Annotated in this window: 17 protein-coding genes; all 17 read left to right on the forward strand. The window is 71.6% G+C overall.

The window, feature by feature from the left end:
- Positions 1–822: 822 nt before the first annotated feature.
- The 17 genes from ACWD0A_RS27250 to ACWD0A_RS27330 all read left to right on the forward strand — a co-directional run bounded on the left by ACWD0A_RS27250 (position 823) and on the right by ACWD0A_RS27330 (position 26,214).
- The gene (locus tag ACWD0A_RS27250; RefSeq protein WP_451302245.1) at positions 823–2,673 is read left to right on the forward strand and encodes a phage tail sheath family protein; all 1,851 of its coding nucleotides are present in this window, start codon (positions 823–825) and stop codon (positions 2,671–2,673) included.
- Positions 2,674–2,709: 36 nt separating this feature from the next.
- Positions 2,710–3,234, forward strand: coding sequence for a phage tail protein (locus tag ACWD0A_RS27255; protein WP_159694533.1), 525 nt, complete (start codon positions 2,710–2,712; stop codon positions 3,232–3,234).
- Between the two features lie 25 nt (positions 3,235–3,259).
- Positions 3,260–3,997, forward strand: coding sequence for a T4 family baseplate hub assembly chaperone (locus ACWD0A_RS27260; RefSeq protein ID WP_451302247.1), 738 nt, complete (start codon positions 3,260–3,262; stop codon positions 3,995–3,997).
- On the forward strand, positions 3,990–4,709 hold the full coding sequence (locus ACWD0A_RS27265; RefSeq protein ID WP_451302249.1) for a hypothetical protein: 720 nt from the start codon (positions 3,990–3,992) through the stop codon (positions 4,707–4,709). Before ACWD0A_RS27260 ends, ACWD0A_RS27265 begins: the two co-directional genes overlap by 8 nt.
- Positions 4,706–5,512 (forward strand): DUF4255 domain-containing protein, encoded by an 807-nt coding sequence (locus tag ACWD0A_RS27270; protein ID WP_307716981.1) that lies wholly within the window; start codon positions 4,706–4,708, stop codon positions 5,510–5,512. Before ACWD0A_RS27265 ends, ACWD0A_RS27270 begins: the two co-directional genes overlap by 4 nt.
- Before the next feature lie 33 nt (positions 5,513–5,545).
- Positions 5,546–7,699, forward strand: a complete 2,154-nt coding sequence (locus tag ACWD0A_RS27275) for an ATP-binding protein (protein ID WP_451302251.1) — start codon at positions 5,546–5,548, stop codon at positions 7,697–7,699.
- Positions 7,690–7,986, forward strand: coding sequence for a hypothetical protein (locus tag ACWD0A_RS27280; protein WP_451302253.1), 297 nt, complete (start codon positions 7,690–7,692; stop codon positions 7,984–7,986). Before ACWD0A_RS27275 ends, ACWD0A_RS27280 begins: the two co-directional genes overlap by 10 nt.
- A complete protein-coding gene (locus ACWD0A_RS27285) occupies positions 7,983–14,480 on the forward strand; it encodes an eCIS core domain-containing protein (protein WP_451302255.1) in 6,498 nt (2,165 codons plus the stop codon). Before ACWD0A_RS27280 ends, ACWD0A_RS27285 begins: the two co-directional genes overlap by 4 nt.
- Entirely contained in the window at positions 14,467–15,690 is a 1,224-nt protein-coding gene (locus tag ACWD0A_RS27290; RefSeq protein ID WP_451302257.1) for a hypothetical protein, read from the forward strand. Before ACWD0A_RS27285 ends, ACWD0A_RS27290 begins: the two co-directional genes overlap by 14 nt.
- An 18-nt stretch (positions 15,691–15,708) precedes the next feature.
- A complete protein-coding gene (locus ACWD0A_RS27295; RefSeq protein ID WP_451302259.1) occupies positions 15,709–16,398 on the forward strand; it encodes a hypothetical protein in 690 nt (229 codons plus the stop codon).
- Between the two features lie 5 nt (positions 16,399–16,403).
- Entirely contained in the window at positions 16,404–16,778 is a 375-nt protein-coding gene (locus ACWD0A_RS27300; protein WP_451302261.1) for a hypothetical protein, read from the forward strand.
- The gene (locus tag ACWD0A_RS27305) at positions 16,771–17,910 is read left to right on the forward strand and encodes a hypothetical protein (protein ID WP_451302263.1); all 1,140 of its coding nucleotides are present in this window, start codon (positions 16,771–16,773) and stop codon (positions 17,908–17,910) included. The genes ACWD0A_RS27300 and ACWD0A_RS27305 overlap by 8 nt, the downstream gene beginning before the upstream one ends.
- A 70-nt stretch (positions 17,911–17,980) precedes the next feature.
- Positions 17,981–18,508 (forward strand): phage baseplate assembly protein V, encoded by a 528-nt coding sequence (locus ACWD0A_RS27310; protein ID WP_177148430.1) that lies wholly within the window; start codon positions 17,981–17,983, stop codon positions 18,506–18,508.
- Between the two features lie 38 nt (positions 18,509–18,546).
- On the forward strand, positions 18,547–18,897 hold the full coding sequence (locus ACWD0A_RS27315) for a hypothetical protein (RefSeq protein WP_451302265.1): 351 nt from the start codon (positions 18,547–18,549) through the stop codon (positions 18,895–18,897).
- On the forward strand, positions 18,894–19,271 hold the full coding sequence (locus ACWD0A_RS27320; protein WP_177148429.1) for a GPW/gp25 family protein: 378 nt from the start codon (positions 18,894–18,896) through the stop codon (positions 19,269–19,271). Before ACWD0A_RS27315 ends, ACWD0A_RS27320 begins: the two co-directional genes overlap by 4 nt.
- Positions 19,268–22,447, forward strand: a complete 3,180-nt coding sequence (locus ACWD0A_RS27325; RefSeq protein ID WP_451302267.1) for a putative baseplate assembly protein — start codon at positions 19,268–19,270, stop codon at positions 22,445–22,447. Before ACWD0A_RS27320 ends, ACWD0A_RS27325 begins: the two co-directional genes overlap by 4 nt.
- On the forward strand, positions 22,444–26,214 hold the full coding sequence (locus ACWD0A_RS27330) for a putative baseplate assembly protein (RefSeq protein ID WP_451302269.1): 3,771 nt from the start codon (positions 22,444–22,446) through the stop codon (positions 26,212–26,214). The genes ACWD0A_RS27325 and ACWD0A_RS27330 overlap by 4 nt, the downstream gene beginning before the upstream one ends.
- The last annotated feature ends 20 nt before the right edge of the window (positions 26,215–26,234 follow it).

The following is a 26,234-nucleotide window of genomic DNA, read 5'->3' on the forward strand; positions in this document are numbered from 1 at the left end:
GGCACCCTTCTGCCATTCGGGCGCCCCCCAGCAGTCGTTCTGTCTTTCATCGCCTACCCGGAGGCCGGGTGTTGCGACGTTGATTAGAACCCAAGTCGTGGGCGGGGCCGCGTCGTCGTCGCCGGACGGCGCCGGCCATGCCGTCGCGTCCGAGGTGACGTCGTCCCTCCAGAACGCCCGGGCCGGCAACCGTCGGCGGGAAGGAACTCCTCGCACGGCGCCATGGGTTGATCACTTTCCGGCCGCGTACGCAGCCGCTCCCCTCCGGCGGCACTCCGCGGCGTGATCCGGTCGGCACGCCGGAACGGTTGGGCGTGATGCGGCCAGACCGGAAAAGACGATTCCGGCATGGGGGGACCGGTTTTGACGGCGGCACGCGGGCGCGCCCAGCCGTACCGGACAGAATTCCGTCACAATCCGACGCATCAAGGACACAAGGCGGCGCGCCGGAGCAATTTTCGATCGGCCGGATCCGGACCCCCGCCAACGGAATTGTGTGAAGCCCTTGTGAATTGCTCTCCATATCCGGTCACCCACACGGCCCTGACCATGCCGATTTACCAACCACTTCATTCACGGTTGCGTTCGGGCGGATGACCGAATCGGTCCCTTGACCGGCACTTGAGAGACGAACGAGACTCGCAGAGGCACTCATGCACCAGGGGTCACAAGCGCATGCGCATGCACATGGCCCCTGAGACCGATATCGCACGGGGTGTGTGGCGGGGGAAAGTGAAGAGCTCGTTCGTTGCGTCCGCATGCGCGGACTTCTGCTTCACGTCCTCTCCTCATCTCTTGGTGCGCAAAGGGAATGGAGGGGGAATGCCGACGCACATGGGCTATCCCGGCGTATACATCGAAGAACTTCCCAGCAGCGTCCGTACCATCGCCTCGGTCACCACATCGGTGACGGCGTTCGTGGGCCACACCCGCCGGGGTCCGCTCAACCAACCGGTCCGCATCACCAGTTTCGCGGACTTCGAGCGCCGCTTCGGCGGTCTGACCGCCCAGAGCGCTGTCGGCTACGCGGTGCACCAGTTCTTCGGCAACGGCGGCACGGTCGCGGTCGTCGTACGCGTGGCCAAGGCCGGCACCGGCGAGGAGGCCTGCGTCACGCTCGAGTCCACCGAGGGGCGCAGCGAGTGCCCGGTGCTGGAGGTGCACGCGAAGGAGCCCGGCGTGTGGGGGTCGGGCCTGCGGGTGGCCGTCGACCACGACACCCGTACCCCGGACAAGACGTTCAACCTGCACGTCCTGGACGCCCGCGGCGACGCCCGCGAGTCGTTCACCGGCCTGTCGATGCACTCCGGGCACGGCCGCTTCGTCGAGACGGCCGTGAACGCCGGATCCTCTCTCGTACGGGTGAAGGCACTCGACGAGGACCGGCCCGATCCCTCGGGCACGGTGTCGAAGCCGTTCGCCGCCGACCTGCCGGACCTCGGCGTCGAGCTGAAGGTCAAGATCGGCGACGTGGAGCGGGAGTTCACGCTCTACGAGCCCGACCGCGACGGCGAGCCGCCCACCGACGTCACCGAGCTGGCCCTGCTGCTGGAGCGCAAGCTCCGGGCCCTGCCCGACGCTCCGGGCAAGCACGCCTACGCCGGCGCCGAGGTCACGGCGTTCGGACGCCGGCTCCAGGTCGTCGCCGGGTCCCTCGACCCGGACGACGTGGTGCGCTTCGTCGGCGAATGCGCCAACGACCTGGGCCTGGAGGCCTCGGTCAACCCGCCGGTCTTCGCACTCCAGGGCGGCAAGGACGGCGACGCCCCCGGACCGCGCGACCTGATCGGCAGCGAGGCGGACAAGACCGGTCTGCAGGCGCTGCGGGACGTCGACGACGTCAACCTGCTGGCGCTGCCGGAACTCGCGGCCTACGAGTCGACGGAGGACATGGTCACCGTCGTCTCCGCGGCGCAGCAGCTGTGCCGGGAGCGGCGGATCTTCCTGCTCGTCGACTCGCCCTCCACCTGGGGCAGCGTCGACGCGGCCCGTGCCGGCATCGGCGCGTTCGACACCGTGCGCAGCGACCACGCAGGGCTGTACTTCCCGCATCTGCAGCTCACCGACCCGCTCACGGGCCGGATGCGGGCCTTCCCGCCGTCCGGCGCCGTCGCGGGTGTCATCGCCCGCACGGACGGCGAGCGCGGTGTGTGGAAGGCGCCGGCGGGCACCGAGGCGCGCCTGGCCGGGGTCCGTTCGCTGACAGTGCGGCTCACGGACCGTGACAACGGCCTGCTGAACCCCCTGGGCGTCAACTGCCTGCGCACCTACCCCGTCGTGGGGCCGCTGGTGTGGGGCGCGCGGACGCTGGCGGGTGCGGACGCCCTGGCGAGCGAATGGAAGTACGTGCCGGTGCGCCGGCTCGCGCTCCACATCGAGGAGAGCCTGTACCGCGGACTGCAGTGGGTCGTCTTCGAACCGAACGACGAGCAGCTGTGGCAGCAGATCCGGCTGAAGGCGTCGGCGTATCTCAACGACCTGTTCCGGCAGGGCGCTTTCAAGGGCGGCACGCCCCGCGAGGCGTACTTCGTGAAATGCGACAAGGACACCACCACCGAAGCCGACATCGAGCGCGGCGTGGTGAATGTCGTGATCGGAATCGCTCCGGTCAAGCCCGCGGAGTTCGTGATCGTCAAGATTCAGCAGATGGCCGGCCAGTTCGACCTGTCGTAGTCGCAGGCCCGAGGAAGAGGAACACAAAGGAAACCGATGGCTGAGTTCCAGGTAAACGCCCATCGTTTTGACCCCTACAAGAATTTCAAGTTCCTGGTCCTGTGGGACGGTCGAACGGTCGCGGGCATCAGCAAGATCAGTCCGCTCAAGCGCACCACCGAGGTGGTCAAGCACCGCCACGGCGGCGACCCCAGCTCGCCGCGCAAGTCCCCGGGCCGCTCCGAGTTCGAGGGAGTGACCCTGGAGCGCGGTGTCACCCATGACCCCGAGTTCGACCGCTGGGCCAACAAGGTCTGGCAGGTCGGGGCGGGGCTCGGCTCGGAGGTGTCGCTGCGGGACTTCCGCAAGGACATCATCATCCAGGTCCTCAACGAGGCGGGGCAGGTCGCCGTCTCGCACAAGCTCTACCGGGCGTGGGTCAGCGAGTACCAGGTCCTCGGCGAGCTCGACGCGAACGCCAACGCCGTCGCCATCCAGAGCGTGAAGCTCGAATGCGAGGGCTGGGAGCGGGACTACGAGGTGCCGGAGCCCGTCGAACCGTCCTTCACGCACCCGGCCTGACCGCCGGGCGCGACGGGGAACAGGAGTGGGACCCACCGAACTGCTGGCCGTCTGGGAGGCCGGCCTGGCGCAGCGGGCAGCGGATCGATCGCTGCTGCTGCACCGGGCCGCCCGCCCGGCGGCCACCGACGACGAACTCCTGTCGGTGCCGGTCGGACAACGTGAGGCGGATCTGTTCGCGCTGCGCCGGGCGCTGTTCGGCGAGCGCATGCAGGTGCGTGTGGAGTGCGGGGCGTGCGGCGAGGCGATGGAGTTCGACCTCGACGCGAGCGTGCTGGGTGCGCGGAGCGCGCTGCCCGAGGGGCCGCTGCGCGTGGCGGACGGCGAGTGGGTGGTCGAGTTCCGGCTGCCCACCGTCGCCGACCTCGCGGCGGCCGCGACGGCGTCCCGCCCGGACGGGGCGCGCCGCAGGCTGGTGACCGGCTGCACGGTCCTGGCGCTGCGGGGCGGCGAACCGGTCGCTCCGGAGGAACTGGCATCGCTGCTGCCGGAGCGCGTGGAGAGGCTGATCGCCGAGAAGGCGGCGGAGGCCGACCCGACGGCGGACGTGACGCTCGACATCGCCTGCCCCGAGTGCGGCGAGGCCACACCGGCCGAGCTGGACATCACCTCCTATCTGTGGACCGAACTCGACACCTGGGCAAGGGACCTGATGCTCGATGTCCATCTCCTCGCCTCCGCCTACGGGTGGAGCGAGCCGGAGATCCTGGCGCTCAGCCCGCTGCGGCGTCGTTACTACCTGGAGCTGTGCGCAGATGTCTGACTACTTCGACCGGCTGCTGGCCCGGTACACGCCGGTCGGCGCGGCCACCGGCGCACCCGTCCGGGTGCGGCCTCGGCTGCCCGGTCCGTTCGAGCGCGTGGAAGCGCTGCGGTACGGGCCGCCGGACCCCGACGAGCCCGCGGCCCTGATCCCGACGGCGCACGTGCCGCCGTCCGCACCCGCCGCGACGGTGCGGCACGAGCACGACGTACGGACGGAGAACCGCACGGTGGTGCGCACGGAGCGGACACGGGGGGCACAGACGGATCCGGCGCCTGTCCGGTCCGCCCCCGAGCCCCTGCTGCGGCCTGCCGCGCCCGTGCCGTCCCCGGTACGGCCCGCGGCGGAACAGACACCGCATACCGCTCGCCGGGACCGCGCGGCGCGGGACACGGGTGACGCGGCCCCACGGCCCGCCGCCCCGGCGGCGCGGGCGCACACCGCTCCCGTGGCCGCTGTGCCGACGGCCGCGCCCGTACCACGCCGGTCCGACGCGGCCGCGGTGCGCGGCACGACGCTCGGCCCGGTGGGGCGGCGCGCGCAGAAGCCCGCGGAACGGGTCGTGCATGTGCAGATCGGACGGCTGGAGGTCAGCGCGGCGGCACCCCCGCAGGCGTCCGACCGGCGGCCCGCCGGGCGGGGCGGCAGGCCCGCGCCCGTACTGACCCTGGACGACTACTTGTCGCGCGGCGAGAGGAAGGACCGATCATGAGCAACGCACTCGCCGTCGCGACGGTCACCCAGGCGCTGGCCCTGCTCATCGAGAGCAACCTCGGCCCGGAGATGGACATCGCGGTCAAGGTGGAGACCCGCAAGCCGCCGAACGAACCGCCGGCCGAACCGACCATCACGGTGTTCCTGTACCAGGTGACGCCGAACCCCTCGATGCGCAACGCCGACCTGCCGACCCGCGCCTCGGACGGCACGCTGCGCAAGCGCGCGGCGGCCGCGCTGGACCTGCACTACCTGATCAGCGCGTACGGGGAAGAGGCGGAACTCGTCGGGCAGCGGCTCATCGGCTGCGTGGTCCGTACGCTCCACGAGATCCCCGTCCTGCCCAAGGACGTGATCGAACTGGCGGCGGAGCGGCCGTACCTGGCCGGCTCGGATCTCGCCGAGTCGCCGCAGAAAGTGCGCTTCTCTCCGATCGTGATGGACATCGACGAGACGTCGAAGCTGTGGGGGATGCTCCACCAGACGCCGTACTCGCTGTCGGTCGCGTACCAGGCGTCGCTCGTGCTGCTGGAGGGCCGGGAGCGGCCCACGCCGGCGAAGCCGGTGGAGGAACGCACGGTCAAGGTGCTGCCGTTCGGCGCGCCCGGCGCGCCGGTGCCGCCGGGGCCCGTGGAGCCACCGGCTCCGGAGGATGCGGCCTCCCCCGAGCCCACGGCGCCCCCTGAGAAGGCACCGGCCAAACGGGCCGCCCGCACCGCGCCGGCGAAGCGGACGGCCACAACACCGCGCGCCCGCCGGGCGGGTGGGCCCGATGTGCCGAAACAGGGCGGAAAGAGCTGAGCCGGAGTGCCGATGACGGGGGCGGGTGAGGACATGGGTACGTACGAGGGAGCCGGGGAGGCCCACGCGCTGACGTCGGCGATCCACGAGGTCCTGTCCCGCATCGACGCGCACGCGGGCCGCGTGGAGCGCGGCGGTGCCGCGGCCGGTTCGCCGGCGCCGGGCGGAGCCGGTGGAGTCGGTGGCCCCGGCCGCCGACAAGGCGCACACGGCGACGCGCCGGGCAACGCCGCGTCCGGCGAAGGCGCGGCAGAGCCCACCGCACGCGACGGTGCGCCCGCCGACGGGACCCATCGGGCCGGGCGCGGAGGCGAGGCCGACGGTCGTCACGAGGCGCGTGGTGGCGCGGCGGTGCCTGCCCTCGCGGGCGGCGCAGGACCGGCCGTCGGGGCAGCGCAGGCGCCCGCCGCGCTCGACGCGCTCGTCGCGTGCTTCGGGCTCAGCCCGTTCGAGCGCGACGTCGTGCTGCTCACCGCCGCCGCCGAGCTGGAACCCACCACCGGCGCCCGGTGCGCCGCCGCCTGTGGTGATCCGGAGCGGGCGCATCCCACCTTCTCCCTCGCCCTCGCGGCCCTGCGCGAACCCCACTGGAGCGCGCTCACTCCCGTCTCCCCGCTGCGGCGCTGGCGCATCGTCGAGCTCGACGACGAGACCCGGCTGACCACCTCCCGGCTGCGGCTCGACGAGCGCATCCTGCACTTCCTGGCCGGCTCGCCGTATCTGGACGCCCGACTGCACGGAATGCTCCGCCGTGCCGCCGTACCCGACTCGCTGCCCGCCTCCTACGACCTCGCGGCCGAGCGCGTCGCGGCGGGCTGGGCGGGCGCGCCGCTGCGCGTCGAGCTGGTCGGCGGGGACATGCGCACCCGCGCGGACATCGCCGCCGCGGCCGCCCGCCGCCGCGGGCTCGGCCTGTACGAGGTGGCCGCGGAGGACATTCCCACCGGCGCCGCCGAGCGCGACAGGCTCGCGCGGCTGTGGCAGCGGGAGGCGATCCTGCTGCCCGCCGCGCTGCTCGTGGAGGTGGGCGACGTGGACCGGGAGCAGGCCGCGGCCGTCGACGCGTTCGTCGAGAGCGCGGCCGTACCGCTCGTCGTCTCGGGGTCCGAGCCGCGCCGGACGGCGCGTGCGCGGGGCGAGCGCGTCGTCGTACCGCCGCTGGACGCCGACGAGCAACTCGGTGTGTGGACCGACGCGTTCGCCGGCGTACCGGAGGTGTCGGAGGACGATCTGCGCGACCTGGTCGCCCAGTTCTCCCTGCCGCCGCACCTCGTACGGTCCGCCGGCGCGGCCGTGGCACGCGACCTGCCCGGCGAGGACGAGCTCGACGCCACGGACCTCGCCTGGCGCGCCGGCCTCACCGAGGCCCGGATGGGCATGGACGAACTCGGCCGGCGGATCGAGCCCCAGGCGGACTGGGGCGATCTGGTCCTCGCCGAACGGCAGTTGAGGGTCCTGCGCGAGATCGTGGCGCACGTACGGCAGCGCCCCACCGTCTACCAGGAGTGGGGCTTCGCCGACACCCTGCGCCGCGGACTCGGCGTCACGGCCCTGTTCGCCGGCGGCTCCGGCACCGGCAAGACGCTCGCCGCCGAGGTGATGGCGAAGGAACTCGGCCTGGACCTGTTCATCATCGATCTGTCGCAGGTGGTCAGCAAGTACATCGGCGAGACGGAGAAGAACCTGCGCCGGGTGTTCGACGCCGCCGAACGCGGCGGCGCGCTGCTGCTGTTCGACGAGGCCGACGCGCTCTTCGGCAAGCGCAGCGAGGTCAAGGACAGCCACGACCGCTACGCCAACCTCGAGGTGAGCTACCTGCTCATGCGGATGGAGGCGTACCGCGGGCTCGCGATCCTGACCACGAACATGAAGCAGGCGCTGGACACGGCGTTCATGCGCCGTATCCGCTTCGTCGTCGACTTCCCGTTCCCGGGCGAGAGCGAGCGCGCGGAGATCTGGCGCCGCGTGCTCCCCGCGCGTGCCCCGATGAAGGACGTCGACCCGCAGCTGCTGGCGCGGCTGACGGTCGCGGGCGGCTCGATCCGCAACATCGCGCTCTCGGGGGCGTTCCTCGCCGCCGAGGAGGGCGACCGGTTGCAGATGCGGCACATGCTCGAGGCCGCGCGCACCGAATACCTCAAGCTGGACCGCTCCCTGACACCCTCGGAGGTCCACGGATGGGTCTGAACGAGGCACCGCGCGAGACGGCGGTGCGGGTGGACATCGGTGAGCTGGTCCTCGACGGCTTCGGCCGGGGCGTGGACCCGGAGCGGGTGTCGGCGGCCTTCGAGGCCGAGCTGGCCCGGCTGGTGCGGGAACGGGGCGTGCCGATCGCCGCGGACGGGGGCCGTGCGCTGGACGGCCTGGGGGGCCTGCCGCCGCTGCCCGCGACCGCTTCGGCCCGCCGGCTGGGCCAGGAGCTGGCCCGCGCCGTGCACGCGGGTCTGGCGGGCAGGGGCGAGGTGACACGATGAGCACCTCCCACTCCCAGGAGTCGCGGACGGACCAGTCCGGCAAGCGCCGCAAGCGCAAGGACCGGTCGGCCTCGCGTGCGCCCGAGCCGAAGAACATCGTCAGCGGCGCGGGCCAGCCGCTCGACGTGAGCGTGCGGCGCGAGCTGGAGGAACAGCTCGGGCACGACTTCGGCCGCGTACGGCTGCACACCGACCGGGACGCGGGCACGCTGACCGAGATGCTGGGCGCGGACGCGGTCGCGGTCGGCCAGGACATCTTCTTCCGCGAGGGCGCCTACCGGCCGGGCACGGCCGACGGGCAGCGACTGCTCGCCCACGAACTCCTGCACACGGTGCAGAACCCGCACGGTCTCGGCGCGCTGCGCGCGGGCCGTGACCTGGGCGCGGTGAGCCTGCCCCAGCAGGCGACGGAGCGCGAGGCGGAGTCGGCGGCGCAGGAGTCCGTACGGGAGGGAGAGCCGGGCACCCCCGTCGAGGAGGGCCACGCGACGCCGGGCTGGCTGCGGTACGCCACCGTGGACGCGGACCGGAACCGGCTGGAGCAGATCGATCCGGCGACGCTCGTGGACCGCCTGGCGAACTCGGTCGTCCGCTCGCTGCGCGGCGACCCGGAGGACCGCTCCAAGCGCACGCGCATGCAACTGGCCCGGCTCCCCGACGAGTTGCAGGACGCCGTCCTGGACCGGCTGGAGACCCGGCTGCTGAGCTCCGAGCACGAGCGGGTGCTCGACCTCGTCGACGAGATCGAGATCGACGAGGAGACCGACCAGCAGATGGAGCAGAGCTCGCTCGACGCACCGGCCGTCGAGTCCGATCTGTTCGAGGAGGTGGCGTTCGAGCGCGAGAGGGAGCGGCAGTCGGCCGAGGAACGGCAGGAGGAGACCGACAGGCCCCCGGTCGCGCCGGGCCCGGAGAAGGAGTGGTCGGGCACGGACGGCGCGCCCGGCAGCACCCCGCAGAACGGAGGTACGCCGCAGGACGGGACGACACCGCAGGGCGGCGAGGCCCCGCGCGGTGGCGAGCAGGCGCAGGAACCGGGCGGTGCCGGTGGTGGCGGCGGCGGTCCGGCGGCGGAGCAGCAGCCGTCGGCCGGCGCACCGTCGTCGCAGCAGGCGGCCCCGGAGCAGGGTGCGGCCGCGGGTGGCAAGTCCGAGGGCGGGAAGTCCGAGGGCGGGAAGTCCGAGGGCGGGAAGTCCGAGGGCGAGCCGCAGGGCGGTGAGAAGAAGTCCTCGGGCGCCGAGGAGAAGGAGGCCCCTGAGCAGCAGGAGGCGCCGGCCGCGAGCGAGGAGGAGTCCGCGGCCAGGAACCGTCCGGGCGCGGTCGACGCGCTCGTGGCGGGTCAGCAGGTGAAGCCGGAGGACAAGCGCGGGGAGGAGAAGCCCACGGGTTCCCCGAGGGTGTCCGGCAAGGACGCGCAGGACCCGGGACCGTTCAGCAGGCTCGACGGCGTACGCAACCAGGATCTCGACCTGGAGGAGAAGACCGAGGAGGACCCGTTCGGTTCCGGCAGCGAGTCGGAGGTCGAGGTCGGGGGCGGCGAGAAGAGCGCGTGGGACATCAAGCTCCTGCCCGAGGACTTCCTCCCGGAGCAGGACCTCGACGTGTCCGGCGTGCCGACCGCGGACGAGCTGGACCCGTCGTCGTCCGCCGCTCCGCCGACCCCGTCGTTCCCCGCTCCCCCGGTGACCAAGGCCGACAAGGTGCAGGCCGAGCGGGAGGCGGAGGACGCCGAGGACGAGGCGGCCGAGGCCGAGGAGGAGTCGGCCGGTGCCGACGCGCTCGGCGATACGGAGCCGTCGGCCGAGCAGGAGGAAAGCACCGCAGGAGCCGGGGAGTCCGGTGGTCTCGCCCTGGACCGGGCCGCCTCGTCGCCGCCCGCCCCGGGCTCGATGACGAAGGACCCGAAGAGCGGCGCCGATCCGAAGGCCGGGCCGGTCGCCGCTCAGACGGCGGTTCAGGAGGCGTCCGGGAAGTCCGAGGGCGGCAGCGACAGCAAGGAAGCCGCCGCCAAGGAGGAGAAGGGCACCCCTGCCGCGGGCGACAAGGCGGGGGCCGGGCAGGAGAAGGCCTCGCCGCAGCCGGCGGGCGGCCAGGCGTCGGCGCCGGATTCGGCGGCCAAGGAGGAACAGAAGAAGACGGACGCGTCCCCGGCGGGCAGGAGCGAGCCGACGGCGGACTCGCAGGGCTCCTCGCCCGCACGGGACTCCCATGTGTCCGGCGAATCCAACGCGGACAAGCCCGGCGTCGCGACCAGCGATGCCGCCGCGGGGACGCAGAGCGGGTCGTCGGGCGCTGATCAGCCGACGCCGAGCGAGCCCCGCGCGGAGACCACGGCCCCCAAGGCGCCGGCGCCCGCCGCTCCTGAGCCCGTCAAAGCCCCCGAGGCCCCGGCCGCCGCGCCCGCTCCGAAGTCCGGGCCCGCGCCGAAGCCGGCACCTGCCGCCAAGGCGCACCGCGGTGGCGGCGGAGGAGGCGGAGGCGGCAAGGCGTCCGCACCGGCGAAGGGCAAGAAGGACTCCGCGCCGGCCCCCAACCTCTCGGGGGTGGCCCCGGAGGCGGGCCTGGCCACGGCATCCAAGCTCAAGCCGCACACCGCACTTCAGGCCATGGGCGGTGTGAGCGGGTCCGTCGACCGCACGGTCGGCGACGAGCACAAGGCGCTCGCGGCTGCGCCGCCCTCGATGCAGCGCCCGGCAGGCGCTCCGCAGACGCTGGAGGGCAAGCCGAAGGCGGATGCCCCGGCGCAGTACTCCCAGGATCCGGCGCAGAAGTCCGAGGCCCCGAAGGACGAGAAGGCCGAGGTCACCGGCGCCAAGGAGCCCGAGGGGCAGATCGAGGCGGAGAAGGCCGAGGAGCCGGGCGGCTGGGACACCTTCAAGATGGCCCTCGGCTTCGGCATCGGCAAGGTGCTGAGGTGGGTCGGATTCGAGGTCGACGCACAGGAACTGGCGGCCAAGTTCGCCGGGCTGCCGACCAAGGACGAGGCGCTGAAGCAGGCCCAGGCGGGCAACGCGCCGGGCGTGGAGATGCAGGGAGCCGCCGAGCAGACGGCCGGCGAGCAGGGCACCGCCGTGGACGCCAAGGGCCGGGAGACTGTCACGACGGCCCGGGACGACTCCGGACGCGCCATGGGTGAGAACCAGGTCTACCCCGATGCTCCGAAGGAGCAGATGCAGGCCAAGGTCCCCGGCGGCCAGGGCGGAAAGGGCGGCGGCGCACCTGCGGGCGGGTCGCCGACCGGAGTCGTACCGCCGGAAGCCGCGTCCGAGGTGGCCGAGCACGAGCGCGGGCCGCAGTTCCAGGCCGCGTTCAGCGACGGGCAGAAGGGCATGTCCGAGGGGCGGCAGACCAAGGACAGGGACTTCCGCGACTCGCAGCAGAAGCACAAGCAGAAGGTCGACGCCGAGATCGCGACCAACACCGAGAGCCAGGCGGGCGAGCGCGAGAAGGCGATGAGCGATGTCACCGCCCAGCGCGCCGACTGGCGTTCGGAGCAGGACGCGGAGCTGAAGAAGCTCGGTACGAAGAAGACCGAGCGGCACGAGAAGGTCCGCAAGGCCGTCAAGGACAAGGAAGAGAAGACAGACGAGGACGTCGCCAAGGAGGAGGAGGACGGCGACAAGAAGATCCAGGACGAGAACACCAAGGCCGAGAGGGACGCGGAGAAGAAGCGCGACGACAGCGTCAACGAGTCGGGCAATTGGGTCACGAAGGCCTTCGACTGGATCAAGCAGAAGGTCATCGAGATCAAGAACGCGATCGTCCGGGTCATCCGGGCGGCGCGTGACGCGGTCATCGGTTTCATCAAGAACTTCAAGGAGACGGTCGAGCGCTGGATCAACGAGGCGCGCAAGTTCATCGTCGACACGGTCAAGAACCTGATCAACGACCTGATCGAGTTCGCGAAGGCGATGGTGCGGGCCGTCATCGAACTGGCCAACCGCATCCGGAAGTTCATCACCGATCTGATCGCCGCCGCGATCGCTCTGGTCAACAGGCTCGCGAACATGCTCAAGCAGATCATCAGCGATCTGCTGGACGCCATCGGCAAGCTGCTGAGCAGCATCCTGGACATCCTGAAGAAGATGTTGCAGGACGTGATCAAGGCCGTTGTGGACGCGATCAAGTCGGTCCTGGACTTCGCCGCCAAACTCCTGAGCGCGCTCGGCGACTTCATGCTCATCGCCGTCGACTTCCTCTCCGACCCGGGCGGCTGGCTGGGCGGCGCGAAGAACTCCGCCGTCGACGGAGCGAAGAACCACCTGTTCCGGGAGGTCCAGGCGGCGGTCAAGTCGTGGTTCCAGTCGAAGATCGAGGAGATCATCGGCGTCCCGAAGGCCATCCTGGACAAACTGATCAAGGGTGGCATCACCCTGGAGCAGATCGTCAAGGAGACGTGGGACGCGATTGTCCCCCAGCTCCCCTTCATCATCGGCGAGATCGTCATCACCAAGGTCATCGCCAAGCTGATCCCGGGCGCCGGCTGGGTGATGGCCGTCATCGACGCGATTCGCGTGGCCATCGGCGCGCTCGGCGAGATCCTGCGAGCGATGGGCGCGGTCCTCACCTGGCTCAAGGCCGTCCGCCAGGGCGGCGCGGGCGTCCTCTTCGCGAAGGCGGTGGCCGCGGGCATCGTGGCGCTGCTGGAACTGGCCTATGAGGCGCTGCTGAGCGGTATCGGCAAATACGTGGCGAAGGTGGGCCGCCGCCTGAAGGGTGTGGCGGCGAACCTGGGCAAGGACAAGGGCGGAGACAAGGACAAGGCGCCGGGGAGCGCGGGGGCGCCGGCGGACGACAAGAAGGGCGGCCCGGCCCCGACCCCGTCGAAGCCGACGACGACGCCTGGCCCGCGCCCGACGACGCCCCGCCCGGGCCCCGGCACGCGGCCCGGCCCGGGCAGGCCGACGACACCGGGCCCGAGCGGCAAGCCGAAGACGGGTCCGGGCGACGGGAAGAAGCCGACGGGCCCGGACAAGGACGCGCCCGGTCGGCCGAAGGACAAGGACCAGGAGAAGTCCCCGACCCGCCCGACGCCGACGCCGGCCCCGAAGCCGAAGACGGAGACGGAGCCGGACCCGAAGTCCCGTCCCCCCAAGGACGACACGCCGGCGAAGCCGAAGGACGACAAGGACGCTCCGGGCAACCCCCAGGACCAGGACCCGAGTCGCCCGAAGGACCAGGACTCGAACCGGCCCAAGGACAAGGACGACACGAAGGACGGCCCGGCCAAGCCCAAGGACGACAAGGCCGACGGCAAGAAGCCGGACAAGCCGAAGGACGGGGACGGCGGGAAGCCGAAGGACAAGGACCGGGACAAGGGTCCGGCCAAGCCCAAGAAGGACAAGGGCAAGGACGACGAGCCGAAGGACAAGGACCCGGAGAAGAAGCAGGAGACGAAGGACCAGCGCAAGAAGGAAGAGGACTCGAAGGAGTCCAAGGAAGAGCGGCTCCGGAAAATCATCGCCCGGATACGCCCGAAACTGAAGCCGATCATGCAGGTGGGCGTACCTAGGCTCGTGCTGAACGCCACGCTTTCGGGGATGAGGGCCTGGTACAGGCTGACTTCACTCGGTCTTCAGGGCCGGGACAGCGGCACGGTCACGGCCGAACTGAATCCGACGGGTCCTGTCCTGCCGTTCCACAGCACCGACGGCTGGGAGGAAGACGAGGCACTCACCCGGGCGCGAGAAGAGGCGCGCCGACAAGAAGCGGAGGCAACCCGCAATCTGCGCGCCCAGGAACGCGGCCGCGACGCGGAGAGGGACGCTCAGCAGAGGGAAGAGGGCGCGTCCGAGGATCGCCCCGCCCAAAGCGGACTGTCGCCCGAACTGAGGAGGATTCTCGCGGCGCCCCTGCCCGGCCACGGCAAGCGGCGAGCGCGCCGGCGTAAACCGAGCGGCAAGCCCATCGATGTGACCAAGGGCGAGAGCCTCACTTTCCGCAAGGCGAAGAATCGAGAGGTATCAGGAGACGGGATCACTCCGGACCACATTCCGTCGGGTGCCGCCCTCATCCATGCCGCACAGAGAAAGGCCATCGCGAGAGAGGAGGAGAGGCTCGGCACGAAGATGACCGACGCCGAAATCTTGAAACTCCTTGAGAAGGAGGAGTTCATCACGATCGACTCGAAGGGGAACTGGAAGCGAGGGCCTCGTTCCGACAAGCTCTACAAAGAGGCTTTGACGCTCATGGTGACCGGAAAGGAACACGAATACCGCAAGGCGGACCCGGAAGGCGGATCACGAACTCACGGAAAGCGGAACGATGATCGCCAGATTGCGCTTGACGCCAGGGATCTCACCAAGGCAACTGAGGACGACTTCCGTTTCTATCTGAAACGCTGGCATGAGACACAGGCCCTCGTGAAGAGCCAGGTCTACAGTATGGTGGTCCACTACAAGAGACTGACCGACCGTAAAGAAATAGAATACTCGGACAGCATCGACAACATGCTGTTGTACTACTGGAAGAAGGCAAGAAATGACGCCGACTGAGGAGATCGAGAAGATCGCCCTCGATCCCGAACTTTCGGTTCCCGAAAAGGAAGCGCGCGTCATCGCCTTTCTGACGCAGCACGGCGCCGGCAGTGCTTCGGTGGCTGCCACGTGCCTGACCGAGACCTCGGACAAGCGAGTTTCGGAATTCGTGGCCTCATACCTCGAACTGATCCCGGACGCGCGCGAGGACAAAGTCCGCGCAGCTGAACGACTGCGCCACGCCGGCGCTCCGGCCCAGTCCGCGGCGCGACTCGTTCCCTGGCTGCCGGATTCCCTCGTCGATGCGTTCATCCGCGACTACCTCGCAGACCCTGCCCCGGATTCCCCCCTGGAGCCGGTGCTGCTGGCCATCGGAATCCACTACCCGGACCGCCTGCGCCCGCACGCCGAACGGATCGACAGTCCATTCATTCGGCGCACCCTACTGTCGGGTGCCCCCGACGACCTCGCGAACGCCCTGCTGGAGCGGTGGCACAGCGACGGTGACATCGACGACCTGCACACCCTGGCACTGATCCGTACTCCGCACGCAGCAGAATTGATCGCGTCCGTGCGCGACGAAGTCGATGACCCAGAGGACTGGGAATGGCTGATGCCGCTTGCCGGACGCCTCCCGGACAGCGGCAAGCCCTCCGGACTCTTCCCCTCCTTCATGGGGTTCGTTGCCGAAAAAGACGCCAGCCGTCACATGATGGGCGGGTCGTACACGGGCGACGTCCCCCTGTGCGCGGACTGCCGGGCACCGGCCGAGCGCGTTCTTACGCTGTCTGCGGACGACCTGGCCGATAATGTCACCAAGGATCCTTCGTTCTTCTGGTTCTCATGCGACTGCGACGAAGTCGACATCATCACGGCAAGATTCGATGGCGAAGGAAATACGCATGTCTATTTCGGTCCGCAGGGGCCGGCCGGTAAGGAATCCCGCGTCGTCCCGGGCGAGCGATCGATGGTATTGGAGCCCCACCCGAATCAAATCGGCGTGAGCCTCATGGCCATTTCGGGAAGGTCGCAGCACCAAGTCGGCGGCTTGCCCCGCTGGCCCTCGCCCGACCTGCATCCGATCTGTCCGGAGTGCGGGAACTTCATGCCGTTCCTCGCCGCGATCGACAGCGGGCCGACTCCCTTCGGCGCCATGGGGTTCGAGGGACATCTCTTCGGCTTCTGGTGCGACGGCTGCTCGGTGTCCACCACCCAGATCCAGGAATGACTGCGAGGGAGACGCATCATGACCCGCTACCCCGACATCCCCAAGCCCATCCGCTCCGGCATCGTCGTCGTCGACCCCGAGCGCGGCACGCCCCAGCGCATCATCGTCCTCCAGTTCAACCCCGACACCCTGGAGCGAAGTCTCTCGCCACAGGCCGCCGGAGGGACCGGTGATGCCGGGGGCGGGGGCAGCGGGTCCGGGGACCGGAACGAGGCCCTGCGGCTCAAGGGGCCGGCACAGGAGACCTGGAAGTTCACCGCCGAGATCGACGCCACCGACCAGTTCGAGGTCGCCGCTCCCGACGGGATCCATCCCGAGCTCGCGACCCTCGAGATGCTCGTGCATCCGACAACCGCGCAGTTGCGGGAGGCCGCCAGGCTGACGAAGAAGGGGACCATCGAGATCAGTCCGATCGAGATGCCGCTCACGCTCTTCACCTGGGGGAGCAAGCGCGTCATGCCCGTGCGGCTCACCGAACTGTCCGTCAACGAGTCCGCGTTCGACGTGAACCTCAATCCGATCCGGGCCTCGCTGAGCATCGGCATGAAAGTGCTCAGCGTCAGTGATCTGCCGGCGGGGCACCGCGGGGCCGATCTGTACATGGCGCATCTCGCGCAGAAGGAGCGGCTCGCCCGGTCCGCGCGCAGCGGCGGCGGGCTCGCCGCGCTGGGGATCGGCGGGCGCGGCGGCGTCATGGGGAGGAGCTGAAGGACATGGCAGACATCGAGCCGTACGAGAACGCCCTGGACGCCATACCCGGCGCCCACCCCTACCCCCGGTCGAGCCGGTACCACGACGCGGAGATCGGGGTGCACCGCGCACAGGACGGTACCGAAGTGCGGTACACCAAGCGCCGGTTGCTGCCCCCCGTCGACCCCACGGGCGACGAGTCCGCTCCGCACACCGTCAGCAGCGGCGACCGTCCCGATCTGCTCGCCCAGCGGTACATCGGCGACCCGGGCCAGTGGTGGCAGATCGCGGACGCCAACCCCGTGCTGGACCCGGCCGAGCTGACCGCCGAGGCGGGCCGGGAGATCCGGGTTCCGCACGCCGGCGGGTTCCCGGCGCCGGGAGACCGGTATGTCTGAGCAGCCCGTCGGGCAGGGGCCCATCCACATCACCCTCGAGACGGGGCCGCGCCTGACCCGGCCCGTTCCGCCGGAGGTCATGGAGGCGCTGCTGTCGGCGCAGATCACGGCGACCGCCGGCGAACGCAGTGGCTTCCAGCTGGCGTTCGACCTCACCAAGCGGGGCGCGCTGTCGCAGCGGCTGCTGCCCGAGGGGTTCTTCGATCCGAAGACCAGGGTGATCCTCTCGGTCAGTGTGAAGGGGACCGCCCAGGTGCTGCTGGACGGCCTGGTCGTGCGGCAGGAGGTCGGCGCGAGCAACGAGCCGGGGCATTCGACGCTCACCGTCACCGGTGAGGACCTGACGATCCTGATGGATCTCGAGGAGCGCACCGACCGCTACCCGAATCTTCGCCCCTCCCAGCGGGTGGGCCGCATCCTCGCCACATACGCGGACTACGGCATCGAACCGCGCGTGTTCCAGGAGAAGATCGAGCAGCCGCCGCGGGAGCAGCTGCGGGTCGAGTACCAGACGGGGACGGATCTCGCCTACGTCAACGAGTTGGCGCGGGCCAACGGTTTCGTCTTCTTCCTGGAGCCGGGCCCGCGGCCCGGTCGCTCGACCGCCGTGTGGGGTCCGGAGATCCGGATCGGGGACCGTCAGCACGCGCTGAACGTCAACATGGACGTCAACTCGACGGTGGACCAGCTGACGTTCGCGTACGACGGGACCGCGCGGGAGGAGCCGCAGGCCCGCGTGCAGAACCCGGCGACCCGCGACTCGGTGCTGCTGCCGCAGCCGGACATCGGGCCGCTGCGCCCGCCGCTGGGGCGGCGGGCGACGCCGGCGCTCAAGCGCCGGACGCTGTCGGGCACGGCGAAGAAGGAGTCCGAACAGGCGCAGGCCGAGCTGCTGGCGCGGGCCGCGCTGTCCGCCGACGCCATCTCCGGTTCCGGGTCGCTCGACGTCAACCGGCACGGGTACATCCTGCGGCCGCGCGAGTTGGTCGGGGTGCGCGGCGCCGGGGTGACGTACGACGGCGACTACTACGTCAAGTCCGTCACCCACAACATCAGGCCCGGCTCGTACCAGCAGAACTTCACGCTCTCGCGCGAGGGGCTGATCGCCCGGAGCAGCACCGTCCGGCCGTAGCAGCGGCCGCAGGACCGGCCGTGGATCCGGCCGTCGGACCGGCCGTAGGAAGGGATCAGGGAAACAGCGCATGGCTGCAGGAGGGAACAACCGGTTCCTCGGCAAGTTCCGGGGGCGGGTGGTGAGCAACGACGACCCGCTGAAGATCGGCCGGGTCACGGTCAACGTGCCGGACGTGCTGGGAGGCGAGACCTCCACGTGGGCACTGCCCTGTCTGCCGTTCACGGGCCGGGGGTCGGGGCAGTACGTCGTGCCCGCCGAAGGAGCGGGCGTGTGGGTGGAGTTCGAGCAGGGGGACCCGAGCTATCCGATCTGGACGGGGTGCTGGTACGGGGAGCGCGGGGAGCTGCCGCCGGACGCGCTCACGGGCGGCCCGGCGCACCAGAACGTGGTGATCCAGACCTCCGACAAGCACAAGTTCGTGATGGGTGACGTGCCGGGGGGCAACGGGATCCGGCTCCAGGCCGCGACCGGGGCGTACATCCAGGTCGACGAGAAGGGCGTGACCATCGCCAACGGTCAGGGCGCTTCGGTCGTCCTCAGCGGCGCCGAGGTCAACATCAACGACGGCCGGCTGATCGTGCCGGGCAAGCAGTGACCACGCACGGCAGCGACCACACAACGGGGAGAGAAGTCTTGTCCGGACACTCCGGTAACTCCGGCGTCTGCATCAGCGCCGCCTCGGCGATGCACTGTCCGCACGGCGGCCGGGTGTTCGCCGCGTCGGCGGCCGGTGCGGTGCGCGTCGACGGGCATCCCGTCCACACGGCCTCCGACGTGTTCGCCGTGACCGGCTGCGCCCACACCGTGGACGGTGTGCCGCAGCCCTGCACCAGCGCCCGTTTCGATCCGCACGCCAGGGGTGTGCTGGTGGACGGCGTGCCGGTGCTCCTGGACACCACGGCCGCGCAGTGCTTCGGCGCCGCGCTCGTGCCGCAGGGACCGGTGGTCGTCTCCGCCGGACGACAGGGAGTGATGTGCCGATGAGGGCCGTACGCAGTGACATCGCGTTTCCGTTCCGCGGCGACCGGCGGGGGCGTACCGCGCATGCCGCGTACGACGAGCATGTGCGCGATCTGATCGAGCAGTTGCTGTTCACCAGCCCCGGAGAGCGGGTCATGCGCCCCGACTTCGGCTGTGGGCTGCTGGACCTGGTCTTCACCCCGAACAGTCCCGAACTGGCCTCCGCGCTGGAGCTTTCGGTGCAGGCGTCGTTGCAGCGCTGGCTGGGGGAGCTGATCGAGGTGGAGTCGCTGGACGTGGTGAGCGAGGAGAACGTGGTCCGGGTGTATCTGCGCTATTCGGTGCGCGCCACCGGGAGCCTGCGCGACGAGGTGTTCGAGGGGAGCGGGCCCGCATGAGCGGCGTGGAGGAGTTGGTCTGCCGCGGCGACGGCAGGCGTGGGAAGGTGCGCGCGGCGCAGCTCGGCGGCGTGGACGCGGTGGAGGTGGGTGACGACGGGCTGACGCTGACGGTCACGTTCCTCGGCAAGGCGCCGCACGGGCTGTGCCCCGAGAACATCCGCATCGACGGCGGGCGGCGGGTCACCGGGATCGAGGCCGTCGACGTCGTCGTGGAGCGGGAGGAGGATCCGGAGCTCGACGACCGGCTGCTGGTGACGCTGGACCGCACCGGGGACACGAGCCGGTACCGGCTGTCGGTGGTGGACACCGATCCCTACGGGCGGCCGGGGACGGAGCCGTTCCCCGGTTTCGACCAGCGGTACTTCTCGGCCGGGTTCGCGTTCCGGCCGGACTGCCCCACCCCGTTCGACTGCAAGGACGAGCCGGGCGACTGCCCGCCGGACTTCCCGGCCGCACCTGTCGTCGACTACACGGCGCGCGACTACGACACGATCCGCCGGCTGATCCTGGACCGGCTCGCGCTGACCACTCCCGACTGGGTGGAGCGCAACCCGGCCGATCTGGGTGTCACGCTGGTGGAGCTGCTGGCGCACACCGCCGACCGGATCAGCTACCAGCAGGACGCGGTCGCGACGGAGGCGTATCTCGACACCGCGCGGCGGCGGGTGTCGGTGCGCCGGCACGTGCGGCTGATCGACTATCCGATGCACGACGGCTGCAACGCCCGCGGGTTCGTCACCGTCGAGGTGGTGCGCGAACTGACCCTGCTGCCGGGCACGTTCCGGTTCGCCGCGGTCGACGTCGCGCGGCTCGGCCCGAGGGACCGGCCCGAGATCGGCACGGTGATCGACGACCGGGATCTGGCGGTCCTCGGGGAACGCGGGTCGGTCGAGGTGTTCGAGCCGGTCGTGGCGGCCGAGCCGCTGGTGCTGCGCCCCGCGCACAACACCATCGGATTCTGGACCTGGGGCGGCGAGGTGTGCTCGCTGCCGAAGGGGGCGACGTCGGCGACGCTGCGCGACGCGTGGGCCGACGAGGATTGCTCCGTCAGGGAGTTGTGTCTCGCGCCGGGCGACCTGCTGCTGATCGAGGAGGTGCGCGGGCCGGTCTCGGGCACGCCCGGTGACGCCGACCCGTCGCACCGGCAGGCGGTGCGGCTCACCTCCGTCACCCCGGTGGTGGACGCCCTGTGCGACCAGCCGGTGCTGGAGGTCACATGGGCGCAGGAGGACGCGCTCACGTTCCCGGTGTGCCTGTCCACGCGGGGCGGCAGGGACTGCGAGCCGGTGGCCGACGTGAGTGTGGCGCGCGGCAACCTGGCGCTCGTCGACCACGGGCGTTCCCTGACGTTCTGCGAGGGCACGGCGGAGACGGTGACCGTGCCGGCGGAGCCCGCCGTCCTCGGCTCGTGCGATCCGTCCGGCTTCGGCTGCCCGGACCGGAACGCGGGGAACGCCGTCGCGGACCTGATCGGTGCGCGCCTGGACCAGACGCGGCACGGCCGGCTGCTGACCGCCGGTCAGATACGGGAGCTGTTCGCGGTCGTCGGCGAGGACGCGACCGGACGGGCCGGTCTGGGTCTGGAACTGGCGGGCCGGCGGCGCGAGAAGGTCGTGCCGGGCACCGCGTACGAGCAGGCGGAGGCGCTGGAGACGCTGCTGGCGCAGGTCGTGTATACGGGCATCCGGCCGCGGTTCCGTCCGGTGCTGCACCGCTCCCCCGTGGTCCAGTCGGTGCCGTTCCCGCTGTCGGCGCACGTGTCGGGCGGGCAGGCGGCCCGGCTGTCGGCGATTCCGGAGCGGGTGCGGCAGCGGCTGGTGGAGCTGTGGCGCAGCGCCCGTGACCGCGACGGTCTGACCGAGGCGGAGATCGCCGAGCTGACCGTCCTGTTCGGGCTGAAGGTGCTCGAACGGCTGGAGCTGCGTCGCCGCCCGGTGCCCGCCCTGCGGGAGCTGCTGCACCGCAGCGAGCGGCTGCTGGCCTCGAAACTGCGGCGGCTGGAGGTGCTGACGGCCCGGGCCCGGGCGGGCGCCGTCCTCGACGGCGGGATCGCCTGGGAGGTCGCGCACACCTGGGGTCCGGTGTACGCGGCGGGGCTGCACCCGGACGAGCCGGAGCTGCGCGGCCCCGCGGCGGCCCTCGTCCAGGACCCGCGTCAGGCGCTGCCCGCGGTGCGGGTGGTCGACGCGGAGCGGGACGAGGAGTGGACGGCGCGGCGTGACCTGCTGGCGAGCGGGAAGCGGGACCGGCACTTCGTCGGGGAGCTGGAGGACGACGGCCGGATCGCGCTGCGGTTCGGCGACGGGCGGCACGGGGCGCGGCCGCGGCCGGGCGCCCGCCTGGAGCTGCACTACCGGCTCGGCGGCGGCACGGCGGGCAACGTGGGCGCGGAGGCCATCAACCACCTCGTGCTGTGCCGGGATCCGCACGCGGCGGACGCGGGCGAGGCGATGCCGGTGGCGGGGGTGCGCAATCCGCTTCCGGCGGTGGGAGGCACCGAGCCGGAGCCGCTGGAGCAGGTGCGTCAGCTCGCACCGCTGGATCTGCGGCGTTCGCGGCTGCGCGCGGTGACCGCCGACGACTACGCCGCGCTGGCGTCGGCGCTGCCGGGTGTGCAGCGGGCGGCGGCGGAGATCCGCTGGACAGGCAGTGTGCAGGAGGCCCATGTGGCCGTGAACGCCCTGGGCGCGGGTGAGCCGTCGCAGCGGCTGCTCGACTCGGTGGCGTACGCATTGGAGGCGTACCGGCGCATCGGGCACGACCTGGTGGTGGGCCCGGCGCGCATGGTGCCGCTGGACATCGCGCTGCGGGTGTGCGCGGCGCCCGGTCACCAGCACGGGCAGATCCTCGCCGAACTGCACCGGTTGCTGGGCAGCCGGCGGCTGCCCGGCGGACGGCTCGGCTTCTTCCACCCCGACGCGTTGTCCTTCGGCGAACCGGTGCGGCTGAGCCGCCTGGTGGCCGCGGCGGCGGCCGTGCGGGGCGTGGAGAGCGTACGGGTGACCAGGCTGGCCCGGCTCTTCGACGCCGGGCCCGCGCAGGAGACGGACGACACGGCACTGGAGGCAGGCGTGCTGCGGCTCGGCCCGCTGGAGATCGCGCGTTGCGACAACGACCCCGACCGGCCCGAGAACGGGCTGCTGTCCATCGAGATCGGCGGAGGTGCGCGATGAGCGGCACGTGCGGCTGCGGCTGCGGCGGGCACGACGAGCGCCGCGCCCCGCGGGCCCTGTACAACCCTCCGGGCCGGGACGCGCTGGACTACCGCGTGGGCGAGTACGGCTCGTTCCTGGCGGCCATGCTGGACCGGCTGGCCTCGCCCGCCTATCCGGCACTGCGCGGGCTGACGGTCCGTACGCCGGACGATCCGGCGATCGGGCTGCTGGACGCGTGGGCGGTGGTCGGTGATCTGCTGACCTTCCATTCGGAGCGGATCGCGGACGAGGCGTATCTGCGCACCGCGAACGAGCACCGCTCGCTGGCGCTGCTGGGCAGGCTGGTGGGGCACCGGCCGCGGCCGGGCATCGCGGCGGACACGCATCTCGCGTACACCCTGGACCGGGATCCGCGGGAGCCGGAGCTGTCGGTGGTGATCCCCCGGGGTGCGCGGAGCAACAGCGTGCCCACCTCGTCGGACGAGCAGTCGCAGGTCTTCGAGACGAGCGAGGACCTGGTGGCGCGGGCGGCGTGGAACGAGCTGGCGGTGCGCCGGCGCAGGCCCTCGCTGCTGACGCCCGACGATCTCGGGCGGCGGTCGGAGATCTTCGTCGCGGGTACGTCCACGGGGCTGAACACGGGTGACCGGCTGCTGTTCGTGTTCGCCGGTGAGGAGGGCGGGGCGGCGGGGCAGCGGCTGCTGCTGCCGGTCGCGCGGGCCCGGGTGGACCGCGACGACGACGTGACCGCGGTCGCGCTGCCGCGGTCCGCGCCGCCCACGCTCGGCGAGCTGGTGGACGAGCTGCGCCGGTGGATCACGGAGGACGACCGGGCGACCGAGGACGGCGCACCCGCGCCGGACAACCCCAATCCGCGTCCCGTCAGCCGGTACATCGAGGAGTTCGACGCGCAGGTGCTCGCCCCGCTGCGGACCGGCCTCGACACCGTCACCACGCCCGCCGCGTTCGCGTCCCTGCTCGCCGGCCCGCACGAACGGCTCGCCGAGGCGCAGGCGGTGGCCGCCGCGTACGAGGACGTGGCGGCCTGGTTCGAGCAGTTGGAGGCCGTGGTCGGCGATCTGCGCGAGCGGGCGGCCGATCTGGAGCCGTCCCGGCCGGCGCCGCGGCCCGAGGAGCAGGTGTCCGGCGGCGCCGCGGCCCTGCGGACGCTGGGCGCGGTGCTGCCCGCGCTGCGCACCCGTGACGTGCGGCCGGTCGCGGGCGCCCGGGCGCTGCCCCAGGACCGGCTTCCGGCGGCGGGTTCGGAGCTGGGCGCGCAGTTGCTGTCCGCGCTCGATCCCCGGGTGGCCGACGGGATGTACGCGGCGTGGCGGCGGTCCGCCCCGACCGCACCCGCTCTGCTGACCGAGCTGCAGGCGATGCGGGTGACGGCGGCGCCGTTCGGTGCGACGGCTCCGCTGCGGCCGGTGCAGGACGAGCGCGGCCGGGTGGTCCGGCAGGCGGACTGGCCGCTGACGGGCGCGGCGCTGACGACGATGCGGATCGTGTACGACCCGTCGGGGCGGGTGCCGCAGCGTGCCGAGTTCCAGCACACCGAGACGGGCTCGTCGGTCCAGGTGGCCGAGAACCTGCCGGCGGAGAAGTCGTTCGAGCTGGGGCCCGGCAGGATCACGCTGCGCACGCGGTCGGGCCAGGACCACGATCTGAGCTGGCTGAGCAGGCGGCCCGCGGACTCCCAGGAGCCGGGCGTGACGGCACAGCTGTCGGACGGCCTGCCGGAGCGGAAGCTGTTCGTGTCCCGTCCCGGTGAGGACGGCCGCGTGCACGTGGCCGTGCAGAACGGCGAGCCGGTGAACTGGCGGCTCGCCCCGGGCGAGCGCCGCCAGGTCCGGCACGGGGGCATGGAGCTGACCGTGAGCTACACGGTGGGCAGCGAGCCGGCGAACGTGGTCATCGGTATCGCGACGGTGCCGGAGCCGGCGAACCGTCATGTCCTGCCGCTGGACTCGGTGCAGGACTCGGTGACGGTCGGCAGCTGGGTGGCGGTCGAACGTCCGCGCAAGGGCGCCGAGGGCCCCGACGGAATCCCCGGCGACCCACGGCTGAGCTTCGTCACCACCCGGGTGACGGCCGTGCGCACGGCCGTGTACACCAACTACGGCATCACGGGCCGGGGCACGGAGCTGACGCTGGCCGACCCGTGGCTCGACGAGCACGACGTACTGCTGTCCAACGTCCGCGACACCACGGTGCACGCGGGCGGTCAGACCCTGCGGCTCGCGGGCGAGCCGCTCGGCGACGACGTGCACGGCGACGAGATCGAACTCGCGGAGCTGTACGACGGGTTGCGTCCGGGACGCCACCTGGTGGTCTCCGGGGAACGGACGGACGTGCTGCCGCAGTCCCCGGCGGCGTCGGGGGTCACGGGCACGGAGCTGGTGGTGATCGCGGATGTGGAGCAGGTGGTCGATCGGCGCCTGCCGGGCGACCATGTGCACACCCGGCTGTCGCTGACGTCGAAGCTGGCCTGCCGCTACCGCCGTGACACGGTGCGCGTGCTGGGCAACGTGGTGCCGGCGACGCACGGCGAGAGCCGTGACGAGCCGATCGGCAGCGGGGACGCGAACCGGCCGAACCAGACGTTCGCCCTGTGGCAGTCGCCCCTGACGTGGCTGCCCGCCGACACCCCTCTGGGGGCGACGCCCGTGCTGGAGGTCCGTGTCGACGGGCTCCTGTGGCACGAGGTGGACTCTCTCGCCGGACGCGGCCCGACCGAGAGGGTGTACGTCACGGGCACGACGGCCGACGGCCGTACGACGGTGACGTTCGGCGACGGGGTGCACGGGGCGCGCCTGCCCAGCGGCAGCGAGAACGTCCGCGCCCGCTACCGCTTCGGCACCGGCCGCGCGGCCAACGTCAGGGCGAACCGCATCACCCAGGCCGTCACACGGCCGCTGGGCGTCACGGGGGTCACCAATCCGCAGCCCGCCACCGGCGGCGCGGACGCCGACGGGCCGTCGCTGACCCGCCGTACGGTGCCGCTCGCGGTGTCCGCGCTCGACCGGCTCGTATCGGTCGCGGACTACGAGGACTTCGCACGGTCACGGGCCGGGATCGGCCGGGCGGTGGCACGGGAGGTCTTCGACGGCCGCCGGCAGGTGCTGCACGTGACGGTCGCCGGGGTGGACGACATCCCGGTGGCCGGGGACTCCGACGTGCTGCGCGCCCTGCGCTCCTCGCTGGCCGAGTACGGCGACTCGCGGCTGCCGGTGCGGGTGGACGTGCGGGAGCTGGTGCTCCTGCTGATCGCGGCGAAGGTGAAGGTCGCGCCGGACCACAGCTGGCAGGTGGTGGAGCCGAGGCTGCGGCAGGCGCTGCTGCGGGAGTTCGGGCCCGGCCGGCGCGAACTGGGCAGTCCCGCCCAGCTGTCCGACGTGCTGGCGACGGCGCACCGGGTGCCGGGCGTCGACTTCGTCGACGTGGACGTCTTCGGCGGGGTCCCGGCGTCGGTCACGCCCGACGGCCTGACCCGTCTCGCGGAGAGGCTCGCCGAGGTGCGGCCGACGGTCCCGGCACGGCTCGCCGCGTACGACGAGGACGTGCACACGGTCACCGCCGACGAGGGGGAGACCCTGACCGAGGTGGCGGCCCGGTACGGGATCCCACTGTCCGAACTCCTGCGCCTCAACCCGGACGTCACCGACACCCGGCGGCTGGCGAAGGGGCGCGCGGTGTGCGTCTTCCGCGGCGTCCGCCCGGCCCAGCTCGTCCTGTTGTCCCCCCACGTGGCGGACACGCTCATTCTCACGGAGGTCACCGCATGAACACGTACGAAAGGAGCGCC

The organism is Streptomyces sp. NPDC002867 (genome assembly GCF_053591895.1).

Coding starts and splice junctions, on each gene's coding strand:
- ACWD0A_RS27250 (WP_451302245.1), top strand. CDS start 823: ATGCCGACGCACATGGGCTATCCCGGCGTATACATCGAAGAACTTCCC.
- ACWD0A_RS27255 (WP_159694533.1), top strand. CDS start 2,710: ATGGCTGAGTTCCAGGTAAACGCCCATCGTTTTGACCCCTACAAGAAT.
- ACWD0A_RS27265 (WP_451302249.1), top strand. CDS start 3,990: ATGTCTGACTACTTCGACCGGCTGCTGGCCCGGTACACGCCGGTCGGC.
- ACWD0A_RS27270 (WP_307716981.1), top strand. CDS start 4,706: ATGAGCAACGCACTCGCCGTCGCGACGGTCACCCAGGCGCTGGCCCTG.
- ACWD0A_RS27275 (WP_451302251.1), top strand. CDS start 5,546: ATGGGTACGTACGAGGGAGCCGGGGAGGCCCACGCGCTGACGTCGGCG.
- ACWD0A_RS27280 (WP_451302253.1), top strand. CDS start 7,690: ATGGGTCTGAACGAGGCACCGCGCGAGACGGCGGTGCGGGTGGACATC.
- ACWD0A_RS27285 (WP_451302255.1), top strand. CDS start 7,983: ATGAGCACCTCCCACTCCCAGGAGTCGCGGACGGACCAGTCCGGCAAG.
- ACWD0A_RS27290 (WP_451302257.1), top strand. CDS start 14,467: ATGACGCCGACTGAGGAGATCGAGAAGATCGCCCTCGATCCCGAACTT.
- ACWD0A_RS27295 (WP_451302259.1), top strand. CDS start 15,709: ATGACCCGCTACCCCGACATCCCCAAGCCCATCCGCTCCGGCATCGTC.
- ACWD0A_RS27300 (WP_451302261.1), top strand. CDS start 16,404: ATGGCAGACATCGAGCCGTACGAGAACGCCCTGGACGCCATACCCGGC.
- ACWD0A_RS27305 (WP_451302263.1), top strand. CDS start 16,771: ATGTCTGAGCAGCCCGTCGGGCAGGGGCCCATCCACATCACCCTCGAG.
- ACWD0A_RS27310 (WP_177148430.1), top strand. CDS start 17,981: ATGGCTGCAGGAGGGAACAACCGGTTCCTCGGCAAGTTCCGGGGGCGG.
- ACWD0A_RS27320 (WP_177148429.1), top strand. CDS start 18,894: ATGAGGGCCGTACGCAGTGACATCGCGTTTCCGTTCCGCGGCGACCGG.
- ACWD0A_RS27325 (WP_451302267.1), top strand. CDS start 19,268: ATGAGCGGCGTGGAGGAGTTGGTCTGCCGCGGCGACGGCAGGCGTGGG.
- ACWD0A_RS27330 (WP_451302269.1), top strand. CDS start 22,444: ATGAGCGGCACGTGCGGCTGCGGCTGCGGCGGGCACGACGAGCGCCGC.